The organism is Vibrio sp. MM46, from assembly GCF_027587135.1.
In the GTDB taxonomy this organism is placed as follows: domain Bacteria; phylum Pseudomonadota; class Gammaproteobacteria; order Enterobacterales; family Vibrionaceae; genus Vibrio; species Vibrio harveyi.
On sequence record NZ_JAPPTO010000017.1, the window covers coordinates 23,826 to 44,151 of the forward strand.

Annotated in this window: 19 protein-coding genes; 10 read left to right on the plus strand and 9 right to left on the minus strand. The window is 45.9% G+C overall.

Translation table 11 applies throughout. The annotated features are described in order from the left end of the window. Positions 1–88 precede the first annotated feature (88 nt). Positions 89–2,314 (plus strand): EAL domain-containing protein, encoded by a 2,226-nt coding sequence (locus OH459_RS18395; RefSeq protein WP_269987993.1) that lies wholly within the window; start codon positions 89–91, stop codon positions 2,312–2,314. Here the strand turns inward: OH459_RS18395 and fliJ are convergent. The 8 genes from fliJ to OH459_RS18435 are packed head-to-tail and all read right to left on the minus strand — an operon-like array spanning position 2,309 to position 10,323. Further along, positions 2,309–2,749 (minus strand): flagellar export protein FliJ, encoded by a 441-nt coding sequence (fliJ, locus tag OH459_RS18400; protein ID WP_005448699.1) that lies wholly within the window; start codon positions 2,747–2,749, stop codon positions 2,309–2,311. The two genes, OH459_RS18395 and fliJ, sit on opposite strands and share 6 nt — an antisense overlap. 9 nt (positions 2,750–2,758) lie before the next feature. Next, positions 2,759–4,111 carry a flagellar protein export ATPase FliI gene (gene fliI / locus OH459_RS18405; protein WP_017188603.1) on the minus strand — a complete coding sequence of 451 codons (1,353 nt, stop codon included), beginning with the start codon at positions 4,109–4,111 and terminating at the stop codon, positions 2,759–2,761. Next, positions 4,104–4,859, minus strand: coding sequence for a flagellar assembly protein FliH (gene fliH / locus OH459_RS18410; RefSeq protein ID WP_005448696.1), 756 nt, complete (start codon positions 4,857–4,859; stop codon positions 4,104–4,106). The genes fliI and fliH overlap by 8 nt, the downstream gene beginning before the upstream one ends. Before the next feature lie 4 nt (positions 4,860–4,863). Then, the gene (locus tag OH459_RS18415) at positions 4,864–5,883 is read right to left on the minus strand and encodes a flagellar motor switch protein FliG (RefSeq protein WP_005448694.1); all 1,020 of its coding nucleotides are present in this window, start codon (positions 5,881–5,883) and stop codon (positions 4,864–4,866) included. Then, on the minus strand, positions 5,846–7,597 hold the full coding sequence (fliF, locus tag OH459_RS18420; RefSeq protein ID WP_005448691.1) for a flagellar basal-body MS-ring/collar protein FliF: 1,752 nt from the start codon (positions 7,595–7,597) through the stop codon (positions 5,846–5,848). The genes OH459_RS18415 and fliF overlap by 38 nt, the downstream gene beginning before the upstream one ends. A 3-nt stretch (positions 7,598–7,600) precedes the next feature. Next, on the minus strand, positions 7,601–7,957 hold the full coding sequence (gene fliE / locus OH459_RS18425) for a flagellar hook-basal body complex protein FliE (protein ID WP_005448690.1): 357 nt from the start codon (positions 7,955–7,957) through the stop codon (positions 7,601–7,603). Positions 7,958–7,972: 15 nt separating this feature from the next. Continuing rightward, on the minus strand, positions 7,973–9,304 hold the full coding sequence (locus OH459_RS18430; protein WP_009696357.1) for a sigma-54-dependent transcriptional regulator: 1,332 nt from the start codon (positions 9,302–9,304) through the stop codon (positions 7,973–7,975). Then, complete coding sequence (locus tag OH459_RS18435; RefSeq protein ID WP_053053441.1) at positions 9,304–10,323, minus strand: MotY family protein; 1,020 nt, start codon at positions 10,321–10,323, stop codon at positions 9,304–9,306. Before OH459_RS18435 ends, OH459_RS18430 begins: the two co-directional genes overlap by 1 nt. 381 nt (positions 10,324–10,704) lie before the next feature. Between OH459_RS18435 and OH459_RS18440 the strand changes: the two genes are divergently transcribed. The 9 genes from OH459_RS18440 (at position 10,705) to lafA (ending at position 18,952) form a co-directional block, all read left to right on the plus strand. Beyond that, a complete protein-coding gene (locus OH459_RS18440; protein ID WP_017817315.1) occupies positions 10,705–11,523 on the plus strand; it encodes a FliM/FliN family flagellar motor switch protein in 819 nt (272 codons plus the stop codon). Then, positions 11,520–11,888: a flagellar motor switch protein FliN gene (gene fliN / locus OH459_RS18445; protein ID WP_005448686.1), complete on the plus strand. Its 369-nt coding sequence runs from the start codon at positions 11,520–11,522 to the stop codon at positions 11,886–11,888. The genes OH459_RS18440 and fliN overlap by 4 nt, the downstream gene beginning before the upstream one ends. 18 nt (positions 11,889–11,906) lie before the next feature. Then, positions 11,907–12,674, plus strand: a complete 768-nt coding sequence (gene fliP, locus OH459_RS18450) for a flagellar type III secretion system pore protein FliP (RefSeq protein WP_005448685.1) — start codon at positions 11,907–11,909, stop codon at positions 12,672–12,674. Between the two features lie 12 nt (positions 12,675–12,686). Next, complete coding sequence (gene fliQ / locus OH459_RS18455; RefSeq protein WP_005448684.1) at positions 12,687–12,956, plus strand: flagellar biosynthesis protein FliQ; 270 nt, start codon at positions 12,687–12,689, stop codon at positions 12,954–12,956. Then, on the plus strand, positions 12,956–13,732 hold the full coding sequence (gene fliR, locus OH459_RS18460; protein ID WP_005448682.1) for a flagellar biosynthetic protein FliR: 777 nt from the start codon (positions 12,956–12,958) through the stop codon (positions 13,730–13,732). The genes fliQ and fliR overlap by 1 nt, the downstream gene beginning before the upstream one ends. Beyond that, complete coding sequence (flhB, locus tag OH459_RS18465; protein ID WP_269988001.1) at positions 13,729–14,856, plus strand: flagellar biosynthesis protein FlhB; 1,128 nt, start codon at positions 13,729–13,731, stop codon at positions 14,854–14,856. The genes fliR and flhB overlap by 4 nt, the downstream gene beginning before the upstream one ends. Positions 14,857–14,887: 31 nt before the next feature. Then, entirely contained in the window at positions 14,888–16,978 is a 2,091-nt protein-coding gene (gene flhA, locus OH459_RS18470; RefSeq protein WP_005448679.1) for a flagellar biosynthesis protein FlhA, read from the plus strand. A 19-nt stretch (positions 16,979–16,997) separates the two neighbouring features. Beyond that, positions 16,998–17,768, plus strand: coding sequence for a diguanylate phosphodiesterase (locus tag OH459_RS18475; protein WP_443088661.1), 771 nt, complete (start codon positions 16,998–17,000; stop codon positions 17,766–17,768). Between the two features lie 332 nt (positions 17,769–18,100). After that, positions 18,101–18,952, plus strand: coding sequence for a lateral flagellin LafA (lafA, locus tag OH459_RS18480; protein WP_009696363.1), 852 nt, complete (start codon positions 18,101–18,103; stop codon positions 18,950–18,952). Positions 18,953–19,387: 435 nt separating this feature from the next. On the opposite strand, the gene OH459_RS18485 is transcribed toward lafA, so the two are convergent. Next, complete coding sequence (locus tag OH459_RS18485; protein ID WP_005448676.1) at positions 19,388–19,675, minus strand: hypothetical protein; 288 nt, start codon at positions 19,673–19,675, stop codon at positions 19,388–19,390. Between the last annotated feature and the right edge of the window lie 651 nt (positions 19,676–20,326).

Sequence of the window (20,326 nt, forward strand, 5' to 3'; positions counted from 1 at the left end):
AAAAACTCTAAAACTTATCATTTTCCAGTACATCTTAAGCCGATAATCCTGTTATTATCGGCTACCCAACTACTTTCAGATCAAGTCCATGAATAATGCTGCATCGAGTCGCCGTATTTCAGCGATGCTGTTTTTGACTCTTGGCGTCATATTGTCCGTGTTTGCTGGTTTTGCGCTGTCGCAGATGTTTGTTATTGAGCAAGATTCCTTTCAGCTAATTTCTGCCGTCAGCTCCGTCATGATAGTGAGTTTTCTTCGTTATCAATGGCGCGCATTGCCTGCAGTAATACTCGGGTTATTCGCTTATTATTTTTGGACCGGAAGAACACTCGAACATGCGTTGCTTTACGCTTTCACTGTTCCATTGTTGCCTTTCGCATTTTCTAGCTTGTTTCATTACCTCAACAACCGTGCCCTCTATCAACCCGCAGAGCAAAGGATCACTTTATTCTTTGTCGTCATTGGGTGCTTATTTCCGTTCGCTAATACGATCAAGATGATGTTGGTCAACACCTTTGTTGATGGCCAATTTCTAAGTCCGGACTTTTTGTTCTATGCCACACTAGGGAATTACTTAACTCAGTTGTTGGTGACACCTATTTTGTACGTCATGGTGAGCTTACTCACCGATACCGACACACAATCGTATCTTGCCTTAGACAAGCGTTTAAGAGTTTCAAACTCCCGCTGTCGCGGCTACATAACATGGCTAGTAAGCTGTATTACCATTTTTATTACTGCGGTACTTTCTTCATCTTCTTTCATGCTCAACTCGCTGAGCTTCTTTGCCGTACTTCTTGTCGTGATTGGTTTAGCTAAGCACGGACTCATTCGCCCACTGTTTGTTGGCGCGCCGTTCATTTTATTGATCATTAATGACAGTATCAGCCACTACAACGCGGGCTTAATTGGTGACAAACAGTTCTATGGTTTGCTGATCATCATTACCGTGCTCACTACCTTGGCATATTTACTCGGTGGCTATTCGGTGAAGCTGTTCGAGATGACACAAAGACAGATTCGTTCAGAGCGGATTGACCCGTATTCAGGCTTGTCCAACATCGCCCAGTTAAAAGAAGACATCAGTCGTCAACGCCATTCCCTGTTGCTCTATCTTGATCTGACGCCAACGCTTTCTATGCTCACAGACCTCGGTCATGAGGGTAAATCGCAATTAATCATGCAACTGAGTGAGTTTCTTTATTCTCGCAACGACAGTATCAATCGCTGCTACCGCCCACCTTTCTCTACAGGGTTGTTGAGTTTTACTCATTACTCAGACCTCGCAGAGGAAGAGTTGCAAGAAGTCGTGGAGTATCTAGAGAGCTTTCAATTCTATTGGCGTGGCACCTCTGTTGCTCTTGTTTCGCCAACGATATTTTGTACCGTCGTTCATCACGGGCAAGACATTGAAAAGGTGGTGTCGATTTTGTGTGATCAACCACCTCAAAGCGATCGCAGTATTCATTGGATTAACGCGCAATCGTTCGAAATGGACCGCGTCGATAAACTCAACCATATCCAACAGGTGTTTAAGCGCGAGCAGTTTGAACTGTTCTGCCAACCATATATGAAGCTCTCAGGTGTCGAAGAAACTAAGCACAGTTTTGAAGTGTTGTTACGCCTAAAAGAACAAAACGGAAAAGTGCTCTCACCTGCGGCATTTTTTCCTCTGATCAACCAATTCGGATTAGAGATAAAACTTGATCACTGGGTGATCATCAACACGTTTCGAATGCTTGGGGACAAGGTAAAAAACTGGGATGACATTGGGCATTGCGCGATCAATCTTACCGCGAAAACCCTAAGTGCAGAAAACCTAGCCTCTCGCATTATAGAGAGTGCCAAAAGCTTTAATGTACCGTTGGAAAAGATTTGCTTTGAGATTACCGAATCTTCAGCACTCATCAATGAACAACAAGCGATTGAAACCTTAAGCTTGTTACGCAAACTCGGCTGTAAAGTCGCAATTGATGATTTCGGTACTGGTTACGCTAGCTTTGCGTATTTGCGCCGCCTGCCATTAGATATTCTGAAGATTGAAGGGGCATTTGTACGTGAAATCACTAAGAGTGAAACCGACCGATTGATCGTCAGTTCCATTGCGACGGTTGCGAAAGAAATGCACTTAGAAACCGTCGCAGAGTTCGTAGAAACCGCAGAACATAGCGAGATATTACGCAGTTTGGGGATCAACTTTGCACAAGGTTATGGCGTCGCAAAGCCTATGCCGCTGAGTCGTTACCTAGCGAACCTCTTTGACCACCAAGACAAGAAAGAACAGTTACCAGCGCCAGAGTTCGCAACTTTATAGCGGTTTGCGTTTTAGGCGGGAATTGATGATGTCTTCAATCAATTTCTGCTCTTTCTTGGCTTTCTCATAATTTTGTTTACTGCGCCAACGTTCCAACACTTTCTCTAGCCCCTGCACTCGGGCATGTTTGTATTCAAGGTGTTTTTGTACCGAAGCGCATTCTGCTTGCATCACGGCTTGTTCGTGTTCGTGGTGGTGAAGCATTTTTTGTAGCATGTGATCAACGCGATTTAAGTTCATCAGCGTCGCGCTATTAAGCACAGGTGTTGCAAGGGCGGATTGACCCGCATGGTTTTTGAGTTCAGAAAGCTGCTCTAGCTGCATCGCAAGATGAGAGTGACGCTGCCGCATCACATCGAGCTGCTGCCCCACTCTATCACGCTGCTTTTCTTCCATTTGTTGCAGCTTACCAACAGCTTTTAGTTTGGACTCCATGCTGTAACCTTATTGCGTCTCACTCTGGAACATCTGCGCCAACGCCGTCAAACTGGTTGGGTAGTCTACGGCTTCATTTGCAGACTGCTGTAGATAAGCACGCAATTGCGGATACATAGAAACCGACTGATCCAACTCAGGATCTTGCCCTGGTTGATAGCCACCCAGTGGTAATAACTCTTTAACTTGCAGATAGTTGGAGTAAAGCTGACGGAAGTTATTAGCAATCGTGCTGTGCGCTTCGTGAGTACAAGCGTTCATACAACGGCTAATAGAAGCATTGATATCAATCGCTGGGTAATGCCCTTGCTCAGCCAATTGACGAGACAACACCACGTGCCCATCCAAAATTGCACGAGCAGAATCAACCACAGGGTCTTGTTGGTCATCACCTTCGGCAAGCACGGTATAGATTGCGGTCAGACTGCCATGCGGGTTTTCGCTGTTACCCGCTCGTTCTAAAAGCTGAGGCAAAACGCTGAATACCGAAGGCGGATAACCTCGTGATGCTGGCGGCTCACCTAAAGACAAGGCAATTTCTCGCTGCGCCATCGCATAACGCGTCAAAGAATCCATCAGCAGCAATACGTCTTTACCTTGGTCACGAAAGTACTCAGCAACTCGGTGACAAAGTAATGTAGCGCGCAATCGCATCAGTGGCGATTCATCCGCGGGTGCGGCGATAATCACCGCTTTCTGACGGGCTTCTGGTGTTAGGTTTCGTTCAATAAACTCGCGGACTTCTCGACCACGTTCGCCAATCAAACCCACGACAATCACATCTGCCTCTGTGTTCTGCGTGATCATTCCCATCAAGACACTTTTACCGACACCACTGCCAGCCATCAAGCCAATGCGCTGCCCTTTACCCACGGTCAATAAACCATTGATAGCACGAACGCCAACATTAAGAGGCGTATCGACCGGGCGACGTTTAAGTGGGTTGATCGGTTTAGGTTCAAGTGAAACACGATCTCCCCCTTTAAGTGGCGCACCGTCATCGAACGGTTCACCTAATCCGTTGACCACCCGCCCTAACCATTGCGAACTAAGCTGTACCGTGCTGTCTCCATCCAGTGGAATGACTTTGGCACCAGCAAATAAGCCACCTAAACGGCGAATAGGCATTAAGTAGGCGACGGTATGATCAAAGCCAACCACTTGCGCTTCGATCATATCCCCTTCTGCGGTTTCAACTAGGCAACGTTGTTCCAGTTTGAAACGACAGCCAACGGCTTGAAGCATCAAACCATTTACTTTGATCAATCGCCCTGTCACTCTCGCAACGGGAATTGAATCGAGCGACGCTAATGCATCGCTCAAACGCTCACTTAATACTTCATGGCTTAAGGTGCTATTCATCTTCGGTTTCAACCTGCGGAATCGACACTTCATCAAGCAAGTGCTGCTTTACGTTGTCCATACAAGCTTCCAAGCGTGAATCGCAGCTCGCATCAGCTTCGGCATCTTCGGTGACAAGCTGACAACCGCCCACAGGCAACTCGGCATTTGCAACCAACTTCCAAGCTGATGGCAAATCTGCATTGATCTGATTAATACGCTCTAAATCCTGCGGATTCAAATGCACAATCACACTCTCCGCTTTGCCCGGCATTGCCGATAGCGTTTCATCAACCAAGGCTAAGATTTGCTGTGGCATTAAGGTCAGCTCAGCACGAATAACCTGCTGCGCCACCTTTTGTACTAGCTCGCAAATCATGTGACGTTGTTGCTGTTCCTTTTCGTTCTGCCAACGAGACAGAGCATGGAACAACTCATTCACTGGTTTCGCCGCTTCCATAAAACCTTGCTTTCCAGATTGCTCTCCAGAAATAAACCCTTTTTGAAAGCCTTCTTTTTGTCCATCGAGCAAGCCTTGTTGTTTACCCTGCTCAATGCCTTGACGTAGACCTTCATCATGACCTTGCTGTAAACCCTGTTGAAAGCCAGCCTCAAGCTGTTGCTGAATATCAGCTTGAGTATCTTGCCAACCTTGATTTTCCAGCGCGAAGTCATCTTCAATATTTACTGGCTGTGCCAAAGGTGGAAAGCGATGTAAACGGTAACCACTTGGGGGTAAACGCATGGTATTTGGTGCTTTGTCTGCCATTGCGTTACTCCACCGTTGGCTCTTCGTAAAGTAGCAGTTGAATTTCGCCCGACTCATCGAGCTCACGAACTAGCTGCATAATGTCCTGACGTGCACGCTGCACTCGGCTCAATACCACGGCGCCGCGCAGTTCCATATCGTCTTCTAGCGCTTTAACCATACGTTGAGGCATAGAACGTTTGATTGCCTGCTGCATAGTAATCTCGGAGCCTTTCAATGCCACAGCCCACAATTCCAATGGGATCTGTTGAACCAGTGCATCCATGGTTTCTTCGCGCTGACGACCCAGCACCATGAAGTCGAACATGTTCTCTTCGATTTCATTCACAACATCCTCGTCGTGCAGTTTGAGCATTTCCATCAAGGACGCGCGATCACCTTCAAATCGGTTAATGATGTCTGCCGCTTGCTTCACACCAGACAAAGGCGTGGTTTGACTAGCAGAAACCTTGTCAATGCAACGCTCTACAAGCTCGTGCAAATCGTTCGCAACTTGGTGATCGATATCTTGCAACTGAGCAATGCGGAACAAGATCTCATCATGGTAATCCTGCGGCAGGTGCTTCAATACGGCTGAAGAACTGTCCGCGGGCAGATAAGCTAAGAAAATAGCCTGCATCTGTGGGTGCTCGTTGACGATAAATCGTGCCAACGTTTCCGCCTCTACCCACTGTAAACGCTGCATGTTATTGCGAATTTCATCGCCATACAGGTTGTTGAGCAACCCCTTTGCCAAATCGTTACCTAACGCTTTACGTAGCGTATTGGACAAGTATTCTTTCGACGCGCCACGAATGCCGCTGTGCTCTCGGAAATCTTCAAAAAAGTTTTGGATGACACCACGAGCAGAATCACTTTTGATGCCATTCAACTTCGCCATTGCGCGAGTCACACGCTGGGTTTCATCACGAGTAAAGTTTTGCAGCACTTTTGCAGCCGCGTCCTCTCCCATCCCCAGTAGCACAAGGGCGGTTTGTTCTACATAACTAAGCGTCTGTTTTGACGTCAACGGCGCTGTGTTCATTGATGTTTACCCATTGTTTCAGAATTTCGGCTACACGCTCTGGCTCTTCGTTGGCAATAAGCTGTAGGTGTTTCAATTGAATCTCAAGTGGAGAGCCTGCTGGCGGTAACATGTCACTGTTAACATCCAATCCAGACGAAACGGCAATCCCTTTCTCTGATAGTTTGCGATTAAGCACTTCTTCACGCTCACGCTCTTCACGAGTTTGTAGGTTGTCGTAATCCGGTTCGATTTGCGGCTCAGCAAACTCCAGCTCAGGAGCAGGTTTGTCTGCACCTGTGAGATGCATGATAAGCGGACGAAGAACAAAGAAGATCATCGCCAAACCCAACATTCCGCCAATCACGTAACGCAAAGGCTGCTGTACCGTCGGGTCTTGCCACCAAGGCATTGCTGGCGGCGCGTCAATCTCGATTGGAGTGAAGTTGAAGCTCATAAGGCTCAAGCTATCACCACGAGCGTTTGAGATACCAACTGCGTCCATGATCATGGTCGAAATTTGCGTTTTATCGGCTTCGCTCCAAGCCACACCATCCGGCGCCGCTTGTGAGTTCAGCAAGACTGAAACACTTAATTTGTCTATCTGACCTTGTTGGTATTGAGTACGACGAACACTGCTACCCACTGCGTATTGACGGTTGATCTCCGAACGCGCGTTTGAGTTCTGGCTGTCATTCGTTGGCGTTTCACCGGTGACTGGCGGTTGGTTGCTCAATGAACCAGGGATACCAAGAGCGATTTGGTCGATTGAGTTATTTTGAATCGTATGCTCATTACGGACCACTGGAGCGTTGTCTAAGATTTCTTGCGTTTCTTCAACTTGGCTGAAATCCATATCTGCCGCGACTTGAACACGGAAGTTACTTGGTCCCACGATTGGGGTCAGCATGTCAGCGGCACGTTGAATGATTTGTTTCTCAACGTTTTTTTGATATTCAAGGTATTTGGCGTTCACTTTGCCAGCTTCAGCAGAAGCAACGTCTGCACTCAATAGGCGACCGTATTGGTCAACGACAGAGACAAACTCCGGCTTCATTGCCGTCACACTGCCAACCACCAAGTTAATGATCGCTTCAACTTGCTCAGGCTTAAGGTCTTCACCCGGTTTAAGCTCTAGCATGACCGAAGCCGACGGGTTTTCCGTATTTTGACGTACAAACAGGGTTTGACGAGGAATAGCAAGGTGCACACGTGCGTTTGCAACCGAGTTTAGAGACATGATAGTACGTACTAACTCACCTTCTAAACCATGACGGTAGCGTGCAGTTTCCATGAACTGACTGGTACCAAGAGAACTGTCTTCTTTTAATGAATCAAGACCCGTTGGCAGCTTCGCTTTTACCCCCTTTGAAGCCAAAAGCATACGGATACGTGCAACCTCACCTTCAGGAACCAGCACTTGTCCATTTTGCTCTTGCATACGGTAGCTGATGCCTTCCGTTTCTAATACCGACACAATCTCGCCAATATCAAAGCGTTCTTGCTGGCTATATAGAGGACGGAAGCTCTGAGAAGAACTCCAAAGCGCGACCACAATGAGCGCGGCAACAATAGCAGCCAATACAGCAGACAACACCAGGTTGCGTTGGCTGCTTGACCACAATTGCTTGATTTTGTTTGTAACGTCATCCATTCCATTGCTTGAAGAGAATGACTGAGTGGTGCCAGTATGCATTGCAGAAGTACCGGCGACTTGAGTGGATAGTTCTGACATGTATTACACCGGCATCTTCATAATATCTTCAAATGACATCACGACTTTGTTGCGCACTTGCATCAAAGCATTGAATGAGAGACTCGCCTTTTGGCTTGCAATCATTGCCCCGACCAAATCATCACTTGCCCCAGTTTCTACAGCCGTCATTTTCTGGCTTGCGACTGACTGATGTTGATTGACCGTATCGAGCACGTTCGTCATCGCTTGTGAAAAAGAAATTGGAGTATTCAAGGTTTTCTGATCAAGTGGGTTTGCACTTACCACAAATTCCGGAGGTTGAGCTTGTGTTCGCATCACCTCCATTTTTGACAGCATTAGCTGCTCTGCTGAAACCGCATTGGTTGGTTGACTTGCCATCTTTGTTTTCCCCTTTTAGGCAGCCGAGCCAAGCGCCGACTGTAGATCAATACCGTGCTCGCGCATTGCCGCGAGCTTGTAACGTAACGCACGGGTAGAGACACCCAATGCGTTTGCGGTTTTGGTTCGGTTTCCACCAAACTGACGTAATTTATCTAGAACAAATTGAAACTCAGCTTGCTTCTTCGCTTCGACATGTCCAAAGCTTGAAACAGGCTCAACAGACTGGACTGGTGTTAACAATTCAATCGGCAACATCAAGTCATGGGCGGTAATGTAATCACCGTGACGCATGACTAAAGCGCGTTGAATAACGTTTTCGAGTTCACGAATATTGCCTGGCCAGTGATATTGGCTCAGTGCTGAAATCGCATCTTGGGACAGATGACAACGACTGCCATCTTGGTATTTTTCGATGAAAAATTGGCTGATCGGTAAGATGTCTTCTTTGCGCTCACGCAGCGGCGGCCAATGCAATGGCAGCACATCCAAACGATAGTAAAGGTCTTCACGGAACGTGGCTTTTTGCACTTCTTCACGCAAGTCTTTGTTGGTCGCCGCGATCACTCGGATATCCAGTTGAATTGCTTTGTGACTGCCAACTCTTTCCACCTCACGCTCTTGAAGTACGCGTAGTAGTTTCGCTTGCACTGCTGGCGACATCTCACCGATTTCATCCAACAAAATGGTGCCGCCATTGGCTTCTTCGAATTTGCCGCTCTGTGAGTTTGTTGCTCCGGTGAACGCGCCTTTTACATGACCAAACAACACCGCTTCCAACATAGATTCTGGAATAGCCGCGCAGTTGACCGCAACAAAAGGTCCATCCGCTCTTGGAGATTGCTCATGCACATAGCGAGCAAGCACTTCTTTACCCGTACCCGATTCACCAGTAATAAGAACGCTTGCATTAGTGCACGCTGCGCGATGAGCTAATTGAAGCACCTGTTTGCTACGCCATGATTCCGCCACAATGTTTGCCAATGGCTTACCTAAAGCTTCTACGCGCTTAAGTAAATTCAGTAATTGGTTGGTTTCGAACGGACGAAGTAGGTAGTCTGTCGCGCCTGACTTCATTGTTTCCGCAGCTAAGATGCCCTGTTCTTGATCGACAATAGCGATCACGACACCAGCATTGCGCTGCTTCTGATGACATGCCACAAACTCACGCACACACATATCAGGCAAGTTAGAACTCACCAGAGTGATACAAGCACGCTCTTGCAAAAGTGCGCTACGACCAGTGCGGCTGTGTTTTGTCGAATATCCTGCATTCTCAAGTACACCCAACACTGGTTGAGCAAGGTTTTCATTTGGCTCAACCAACAAAATATCTGTTTTCGTCATCATTGAACCTTTACCTTCTCTTGTTGGGGTTGTTTTACTTCTGGGCGATTTTTCGCAATCACACGTTCATTGTCTCGAACCAGTCTTAATGTGACTCGGCGATTTTTGGCTTGTCCGGCTGACGTGTTATTACTGGCGATAGGGTAGCGAGCACCATGGGCACGAATTTCAATCATGCTGCGCTCAGCACCTAGCGCAACAAGGGCATCTGCGACTTGCTGGGCTCGTTGACGTGATACGCTTAAATTTGCAAGCTGAGAGCCTACATTATCGGTGTAACCATCGATCAAAATCTTAGTGACGCGCTCATCGACAGACACATAACTGTATAAGGCGGCCAATGTGTCTGATTGCTTAACACTTAATTGCTTTTGACCAAAATTAAATGGCAGATTGATATCGCGTGCTTGGGAAAACGAAAGCTTAGGCAAACGAGCGCGGCACTGGTTGAAGGACTCCAATGCACTCTGCATTCGGATAGTTGGTAACGTTACAGCGCTAATAGCGGAAGGATTACTTCCGCCAAGTGACAATGTCACCCAACGACCTGAAGCAACTTGCTCCAGTAATGCATCTGCACCATGGTTAAACTTAAACCGATTCGTCGCCAATTTATACTCAACCAACGCCCCATCTTTCGTATAAAGCTCATTAGACCATGGAGCATTCTCACTACTTAGCACCGCGCTATTCCATTTATTGTTGTTATTTCGAACATCTGCAATAAACGAAATTTGGCTATTTGGTTCCGCTAGGAAATAAAACTTCCCCTGTGGAATATTTGAATGCATCAAGTTGCACTCAAACTTATTTCCTTTATATGTCCAATTAGAAAGATCCATGGGTATGGTGATCTTTTCTCCAGCAACTGAAGAATTAGACAAGGTTAATAGTGCAATAGAAAATAAGCTTGAAAATATTATTAAGCCATTTCTGCCTAGGTATATCTTACAAAGCCCTGACATAGAATGGTTAATTAAATATGCCATCAAATTAGGAAATTTGGCATAGGTAATCATATTAAGACCCTATTCTGAAATATTAAAATTGGTCAACAAACGCCCACGAAAGCAGGGTTCATTCTTACTTAAACTTAATTTGACCAACAAAAAATGGTTTGTATTGCATGAGGTTAGATGATTTTATTATCTTTCAACCCTAAATAGTTGAATTAACACCATCTTAGCTTCCGCTTGTTATATTTTTTATTAACTATTTTATAAGCCACAACCTAACTCTTTTTAAATTTCATTAAAAGTGCATATAGTTACCTACAAATCAACATGTGAACTAAAGTCACAATAATCAAAGTTGACACTAAAGGATCATTAAATTTTATGTATAGACTGGCCGCCATTAAGTTGAAGCAGTTTAGATTGTTAACGCACGGTAAAATATAGATGGAAAACAAAGTTAACGAGCCTATTTCCGACATCAATTTGTTAGATGTAGAATTATTAGGCAAACCTATTCATATCATTCGTGAAAAGCTCGAAATTTTGATTTCAGAATCCTGTTCCAGCCTCACAAATGAATTGCAAAATTGGCTCAGCTCAAACAAAGTCGAAGCGAGCTTAGTTTCTGTCGAGCTGCATCGGTTCTCGCCAACGCTGTTGGATAAGGACCAAACGTCCACTTACCAACATCAAGATGAGGGCATGGTGTATGTTCATGGTGATTCGCAAACTCTGATTAAGTTAGCAGACCGTTTTTACGGCGCAACGACAGAGCGCAGTTCAACCTCATTAACCGCTAGTGATTTACGATTACAAGAACGGATTAGCCGAATCATCACCAATTGGCTCGCTCCTCAAGAAATGTGGCAACTTTGTGAGTATGAAACGCCACGCGGAATTGGCTTACACGCCGAACTTTCCATCGCGTTTGAAGACTATCAGGGCACCATCCACCTCAAGCTAGACAGTGCGATGATTCAAACTCTGATTGAGCAGCTGGAAATGCACAGCGATGCCGATCTGTATCAGCCGTTTTGTCGTTCTTTAGAATCCACCCCCGTTCGTCTCAACGTCGTGCTAAGCAAAAAAACCATGGCGCTCAGTGACGTTGTGGGGCTACAGCCTAACGATATTTTGCCAATAGAGCTTCTAAATACCGTGCCTATCAGCATTGGTCCCCAAACCCTTTTCACTGGTCGTGTTGCCGAGCAAGACGGTCAGCTTGTTTTGATTTTTAACCCAGATAAGGAATCGCAGCGATGAGCGAAGCGCAAGAGAACACAGCATTCGACGCCGATGAATTAAATTTTGATGATTTTCAGTTGGAAGATTTTGAAACTGAGCCAACTTTTAAAGCTGAACCTGTTGCCGAGCGCGATTTGAGTTTCTTCAAGAGCATTCCAGTGACCGTAACACTTGAAGTCGCGAGCAAAGAGATACCGTTAGGTGACTTGATGAAAGCTGGTGAAGGTACCGTCATTGAGCTTGATAAACTCAACGGTGAGCCTCTAGACGTTAAAGTTAACGGGTCGCTAATGGGACAAGCAGAAGTCGTCGTTGTTAACGATAAATATGGACTTCGCCTTATTGATGTACACGACTCCGCACTTAGCGGTGTAGGTCGATAAGTTCGGATGGATTGCGCAATGAATGTTCTGAGTGTTTGTCAGCGTCGACGATCTTTGCTGACGATGGTGGTGTTCGGTTTATTACTGTTTGCACTGCCAACCATGGCGGCGGACAACGGCTTAACGATCCTATCGGTTTCCGACGGCGACACACAACAAGAGTACAGTGTGAAGCTTCAGATTCTGTTGCTCATGACAGCACTCAGCTTCTTGCCAGCGTTTATCCTCATGGCAACCAGCTTTACGCGTATTATCGTCGTATTGGCAATTTTGCGTCAGGCTTTAGGTTTACAACAAAGCCCACCAAACCGAGTGTTGGTGGGTATTGCTTTGACGCTGACGATTCTAATTATGCGTCCCGTTTGGACTGACATTTACGACAATGCGTTTAAGCCCTATGACAACGGTGAAATTACTTTGGTTCAGGCGTTTTCTGTGGCTGAAAAGCCAGTCAGAAGCTTTATGTTAGCGCAGACGCACCAAAGCTCATTAGAGCAGATGTTACGTATTGCGAATGAGCCAATAGATCAAAATGTTGAAGACATTTCTTTCGCTGTTGTACTGCCAGCATTTGTGATCAGTGAACTCAAAACGGCTTTCCAAATTGGCTTCATGTTATTTATTCCATTTTTGATCATCGATCTGGTGGTCGCTAGTGTCTTAATGGCAATGGGTATGATGATGTTGTCACCTCTGATCATCTCCCTACCCTTTAAACTGGTCATTTTTGTTCTTGTTGATGGTTGGGCAATGACGGTTGGTACCTTGTCTGCCAGCTTTGGGTGATGGGAGAACATCATGACACCAGAATTAACCGTCACTCTATTCTCTGACGCAGTATGGCTTATCATCTTGATGGTGGCAGTGCTTGTTGTACCTGGTTTGATTGTTGGTTTGTGTATTGCGGTATTTCAAGCCGCAACACAGATTAACGAACAGACACTAAGTTTCTTACCGCGTCTATTAGTCACACTCCTTATGGTGATTTTCGCAGGTCACTGGATGCTGCGAAAAATCATGGAGCTGTTCGATTACCTATTCCACAACATTCCGGGGATGATCGGCTAATGACGATCTCGTTCGCGGAATTGTCCATGATTCTTGGTCAACTTTGGTGGCCATTTTTCCGTGTGGGCGCGGTGTTTATCTCCATGCCTTTTTTCGGAGATGCGCTTATTCCTGTTTGGGTGCGCAGCTTGCTCGCCCTTTCTATTGTGGTGATCACCGCTCCACTGATGCCACCCATGCCAGAAGTCGAACTCTTCTCTATGACGTCTCTGTTTCTTGCTTTCGAGCAAGCAATCTGGGGCGTGATGTTTGGGTTGATTCTGCATATGCTATTCAATGTCTTTACCATGCTTGGTCAAGTCATCTCTCTGCAGATGGGTTTAGGTATGGCGATGATGAATGACCCAGTGAACGGACTTTCGGTCGCCATTCTTGGACGTATTTTTCTGATTTTTTCTACTTTGCTGTTCCTTGCACTTGAAGGACATTTGTTGGTTATCGACATTGTCATTCAGAGCTTTGTCGTTTGGCCGGTCGGCTCAGGTATTACCGCTCTATCTCTTCAAGGCATTATCAACATATTTGGGTGGATGTTTGCCTCTTCACTTGCTTTAGCGCTACCGGCTATCGTGTCCATGCTGCTTGCAAACATCAGCTTTGGTGTGATGAACCGAGCAGCCCCGTCACTTAACGTGTATGCACTCGGCTTCCCGATGACCATGTTATTAGGTCTATTCAGTGTTTTGATTTCAGTATCTGGCGTGCCAAGCCGCTACACCGCATTGGTGCATGACACGATTCGTTTTCTGAACAACTTTATGTTGGGGGGCTCATGAGCGATCAGTCGTCACAAGACAAAACCGAGAAAGCCTCCCCCCAGAAGGTAAAAAAAGCCCGCCAGGAAGGGCAGATTCCTCGCGCAAAAGAGTTCACGACTGCTGTGATATTTTTAGCGGTGGCGCTGTTCTTTTATTCTCAACTGAATGGCATTTGGGAAAGCGTCTCGGGCGTATTCCGCTACAACATGACCTTGACTAAAGCAGACTTAGAAAATCCAAAACAGTTGGTTGAGCACCTAGGTCAAAGTTTGGCTGTCATTATTGAGATGCTGTTACCGCTTTTCACGGTGATCATCATTGTGACCTGCGGCAGTAGCATGGTGCTAGGTGGCTGGATGTTTCGACCAGCCAACGTGATGCCAAAGCTAAGCAAGCTCAACCCTATCTCAGGTATTAAGCGCATTTTCTCGACTCGCTCAGTCGTTGAGCTGTTGAAATCGACCTTCAAGGTTTTGGTTATCTTCGGCATCCTCTATGGCTACTTGGACAACCATTTGCAGCCGCTACTTGGTATGCAAAACTTGCCATTGAGCCAAGGTTTTTCTCTGATCGTGTCGATTTTGTTCGAAGGTCTACTGCTGATGGGGTTTGCTCTATTACTGTTTGGGGTTATTGACATTCCTTACCAACGTTGGGAACACCTCAAGGAACTACGAATGACCAAACAAGAGCTCAAAGAAGAGTTCAAAAACAACGAAGGTCGCCCTGAAGTCAAACAACGTATTCGACAAATTCAACAACAGTTTGCTCGTCGTAAAATCGACAAAATGGTGCCAACTGCAGACGTAGTGATCACTAACCCGACTCACTACGCCGTCGCATTGAAATATGAGCCATCACTTTCTGATGCGCCATTTGTGGTCGCAAAAGGCGTCGATGAGACCGCAATGCACATTCAACGTATTGCTCGCGAGAACAAGGTCGAGATCATCAACTCGCCGCCTCTTACTCGTTCGATTTATCACACCACCGCAATTGAGCAAGCCATTCCGAGCCAGCTCTATATCGCTGTGGCTCACATTCTAACTTACGTTTTGCAATTGAAAGCCTTTCGTAAAGGGGAAGGAAAAGAACCAACACCTTTGCCTCATTTTTCAATTCCAAAGCATTTGCAACACTGATTAACCCGCGTTTACCCAAGGACACGAGAGTATGTTTAACCGGTTAAAACAACTTCAAACTTCCACCAAAGGCTATATGGGAATTCCAATTGTCTTGCTGATGGTTTTGGCAATGGTAATTTTGCCTCTACCACCATTACTGTTGGATGCGCTGTTTACCTTCAACATCGTTTTAGCGATTCTGGTATTGCTGGTCAGCACTACAGCAAAGCGACCACTCGACTTTTCAGTTTTTCCAACCATTTTGTTGGTCGCGACGTTATTACGCTTAACACTGAACGTAGCATCAACGCGTATCGTATTGCTTGAAGGTCACAACGGTGGAGATGCGGCAGGTAAAGTTATCCAAGCCTTCGGTGAAGTGGTTATCGGTGGTAACTATGTCGTTGGTATGGTGGTGTTCATCATCTTGATGATCATTAACTTCGTCGTGATCACCAAAGGTGGTGAGCGTATTTCTGAAGTATCCGCTCGCTTTACCTTGGATGCCTTACCAGGTAAACAAATGGCGATCGATGCCGACCTCAATGCTGGTTTGATCGACCAAGAGACTGCACGTCTGCGTCGTAAGGAAGTCGCGAACGAAGCCGATTTCCACGGCTCAATGGATGGTGCATCTAAGTTCGTTCGTGGTGATGCTGTCGCAGGTTTGCTGATCCTATTCATCAACATCATTGGTGGTATCAGTATTGGTGTATTCGAGCACGGATTACCTGCTTCCGAAGCCTTCAAGACTTATGCCCTACTGACCATTGGTGACGGTCTCGTTGCACAAATCCCATCACTATTACTTGCTACTGCCGCTGCCATTATCGTTACTCGTATCAACGATAGCGACAATGGCATGTCAGAAACCATGCATAAGCAGCTACTGGCAACACCAGCAACCTTGTTCACCGTTGCTGGCATTATGGTGGTGATTGGTATCGTACCAGGTATGCCTCATTTGGCATTTTTCACCTTTGCTGCAGTATTGGCATTTGCTGGATGGCGACAAAGTAAAAAGCCCGTTCAAGACCCACAAATTGACCAAGTAGAAGCGCTTTCTCATGCAATGCAAGAAGAAGAGACCACGCTAACTTGGGATGATATTCCACACGTTCACACTTTGTCCCTTGCCCTAGGTTACCGCTTAGTGCATTTGGTCAACAGAGAACAAGGTGCACCTTTGGCACAGCGTATTCGTGGTGTGCGTCGCAACCTCTCTGAACAAGTGGGTTTCTTACTGCCTGAAGTCCGTATCCGCGACAACTTAAGCTTAAAGCCAAATCAATATACCATCGCTCTAAATGGTGAAGTGATTGAACAAGGCTTTATCGAACCAGAACGCTTAATGGCAATTGCTGTTGGTGAAACCTATGGCGAAGTTGATGGTATTTTAGGAAGCGATCCCGCTTACCAATTGCCAGCCGTTTGGATTGAACATCAAGACAAAGCCAAAGCCCTGAATATGGGTTATCAGGTGGTTGACGATGGTACGGTAATCGCCACCCACATCAGCAAGATCATGAAGACCAATTTGGCAGAGTTGTTTACGCACGATGACGTAGAAGCCATGACTCAACGCCTTACAGCACAAGCGCCAAAACTGGCTGAAGCGTTAGCGGCAGCATTAACACCAGCCCAGCAACTTAAGGTTTATCGTCAGCTTCTGCTTGACCAAGTGCCACTAAAAGACATTCGCACCATCGCCAATACCATGTTGGAATCATCGGAAAACACCAAAGATCCAATTTTGCTTGCTGCAGACGTACGTTGCGCACTCAAACGCACCTTGGTCAACTTAGTTGCTGGTCAGAAAAACGAGTTGAACGTATACGCCTTGTCTGACGAACTCGAACAGATGTTGATGACATCACTGCAACAAGCACAAGCAGCAGGCACGGTCATGCTAGACAGTTTCCCGATCGAACCAAACATTCTTGGGCAGTTCCAACAGAATTTACCCTTGATTCGTCAACAACTTAAGCAACAAGGTCTGCCACCAATTTTACTGGTGATGCCTCAACTGCGACCATTGCTGGCACGTTATGCCCGCACCTTTACCCAAGGGTTGGCAGTACTGTCTTACAATGAAATTCCAGAAAACAAACAAATCAACGTGGTAGGTAACCTTGGATAATCTCATCTCAAACAAAGCGATGTACGACTATTTGTGTTGCCTTGCTGAGGAACACATTGTCACGGAAGACGATAAACTGGTGTTTGATGCACTCAAACACAATGACATTCAGCATGCATGTCAGGCAATTCGTGAGACGAAAACAGGAGAGGTGGAATACCAACACCTCACATTACGTTTTGGGTCACGTGGTGAGCAGAGCGTGTATCAATTTGAACTTTCTGAGCAAATGCTGTTTTGCTTAGATCTTTACAGCTTGTATCTCGCGCTTCGCCAAACTCAATTTCAGTTGGAAGCGTTTCATCCCGATTTGATCAGCAACGTGGTCGTGCCAATTCATGTTGATGCGCTGCTTTGGCAGCCTGGCGCGCACTTTCTTGAGCAAATGATTCAGTTTCACAATGCAGGATTTCAACATGTCGAGCCATCTCTGCAAGCAGATAAAGCGCTCTGCTTACACGAACGCGTTGGTACTTTGGTTGAGCAGCTCAAAGAAAACGCCTTCGCACTCTGGTTCGAGATCGCGACAAATCAAATTCACTTTGAGCATATTGTGGATTTCGAGCCAGACATGATTAAGTTATCTGTGACGATAGAAAACAAAGAAGATCAACATGCGTTTTTGCCTATTGCTCGTTTCCTACGTCGCAATCAATTTCCATGGGTAGCAGGGCGTGTCGCAAGCCAAGTAGAACTCAACCGCTACCGTTTATTAGGCGCGAGTTACTATTTCGGATACTTCAGCGATATTCCTACGTCACTGTCTTTTCAATCGTTTGATGACGAATAAAATAAGAATGCCGTAGAACAATAAGGGCGAATTCTAAATTTAGAGTTCGCCCTTTTTTATACCCAGTCGTGTCGAGACGATGGGTTCAGCGAGGTTGATTTGGTTTGTAAACATGAAGGACTTAGTTTGTAGATGCGATGGCGATTTAACGGTCTACTGGGCCTAAATCAGCGATTTTCTGGAATGGGCATCACCAAAAACCATCAAAATGAGCCATTTGGAAAAAATATTTAACTTTCTAATTAATCATTAAAACCAATTAACCGCCTCTTGTTAGTGAGCAGGGAAATTCCCGAGGCCTGAAAAGATATTGAAAACCAAGGAGACTTACGATGGCTTTATCTATGCACACTAACTACGCTTCACTTGTTACGCAAAACACGCTGAACAACACAAATGGTCTATTAAACACTGCAATGGAGCGTTTGAGCACAGGCTTCCGTGTTAACTCAGCGGCTGACGATGCTGCAGGTCTGCAAATTGCTAACCGACTAGAAGCACAAACTCGTGGCATGAACGTAGCAATGCGTAACGCACAAGACGGCATCTCAATGATGCAAACTGCGGAAGGCGCGATGGACGAAATGACTAACATCGTGTACCGCATGAACGACCTAGCAACACAGTCGTTGAACGGTTCAAACAGTGCTACTGACCGCGCATCTCTTGATAAAGAATTCCAAGAGCTAACTAAAGAACTTAACAACATCGTTGACAACACTAAGTTCGGTGGTCAAAACCTTCTTAAAGGCGGCGGCTTCGGTGCAGGCGCAGTATCATTCCAAATCGGTTCATCTTCAGCTGAAACACTATCTGTAGACGCAAGCGCTGGTATTACTGAAATCACGGATATCCTAGCTGACGCAGCAATCACTGACGGTGTTGGTGATGCTACTAAAGCGAAAGCAGCTCTTGATAAAATCAGTGGCGCTGCTGGTCTAGTTGAAAAGATTGGTTCTTCTCGTGCAGACTTCGGTGCGAACATCAACCGTCTAGAACACACTATGACTAACCTTGGTAACATGGTTGAGAACACTACTGCAGCGAAAGGCCGTATCATGGATGCAGACTTCGCAGCAGAATCTTCAAGCATGACTAAGAACCAAATGCTTATGCAAGCTGGTACAACGGTTCTTTCTCAAACGAACCAACTGCCTGGTATGGCAATGTCGCTACTACGTTAATAGTCCCCTTCTATTAACTAAAAGGTTACAACATTTAGTTCGTCTGAAAGCTCTAAGCCTCCCATTCATCCGGGAGGCTTTTTTCGTTCACATAGGGTTGATTTATACCTATACCCAAGTGACTTCAAGATGCAGGACTCAGAGCGTTGTCATTGATTCGAGAGCAAGGAAAACAACGCAGTGTAATAGCCAGCTCTTTCCAAGTTGTTTGACGCGGCCATTTGTTTGACTAAAAAAGCGAGTCAAGGACACGCTCCCAAAGGGCACTCTTTGTAAATAGTAAGGACCTTGGCTTGTATACTTTGTTGTCGATTCTTGATTTAGACCGACTAAACCTTTAAATCGCCGCCGCGTCTACAAACCAAGTCAGTCTCGCTGAACCTAGCATCTCGAGGTTACTTGGGTATAAATGAAAAACCGCCACGAAAAGATTTATTAACGACGAATGTAGATACTACTTGCACCATTATTTTGATTGGCAGGGACACGAAATCCAGCTTTGAGCATGGTGTTGATCAGCACCTTATTAAACAGCTCAAGCTCCGCAGATTCCGCGCCATGAGTCGGATGATAAGATTTAAGCTCAGGGAATCGCGAAACCGCTTCAATACGAATACTCGCCAACTCCTCAGCATTAATACTCTGTTTACTGCGTAGTTTGGTTCCAATGAAGGCTTCGTATGCACGGGCACACTTCATAAGTCTAAAAACAAAATCATTCATTACTGTCGTTCTTTTTGGGATCTAATTGAGGAATAGCCGGACGTTATACCCAAGTGACTTCAAGATGCAGGATTCAGAGCGTTGTCATTGATTCGAGAGCAAGGAAAGCAACGCAGTGTAATAGCCAGCTCTTTCCAAGTTGTTTGACGCAGCAATCGGGTCAATGACACGCTCCCAAAGGGCGAGCTGCCTTGGCTTGTATACTTTGTTGTCGATTCTTGATTTAGACCCACTAAACCTTTAAATCGCCGCCGCGTCTACAAACCAAGTCAGTCTCGCTGAACCTAGCATCTCGAGGTTACTTGGGTATAGCAACCACAAAAATTGCAGGGGCATAAGATAGCAAAAACAGTTCTCTTATTAGGGTCAGAAAAATCTGAAACACTTAGCAGTAAACCCCGAAATCCGCTCACTATGCGTACAGCCTCATAGCCTCGTTTTCTCCTCTCGATACCCAACTTATTCTCACTCAACCAAGCCTCTCAGGTTACTCGGGTATTGCGTTAAATCTTTGCCTAATTTTGGTCGCCTCTTCTATTTGGGAAACCCCAAGAGTATTCGGGGGAAGAGCGGAACCAACAGGTGGAAAACCCGCTTCCTCCCAACCACACAAAATCATCGTAATGCATTGTTTTATATAGACTTAAACAT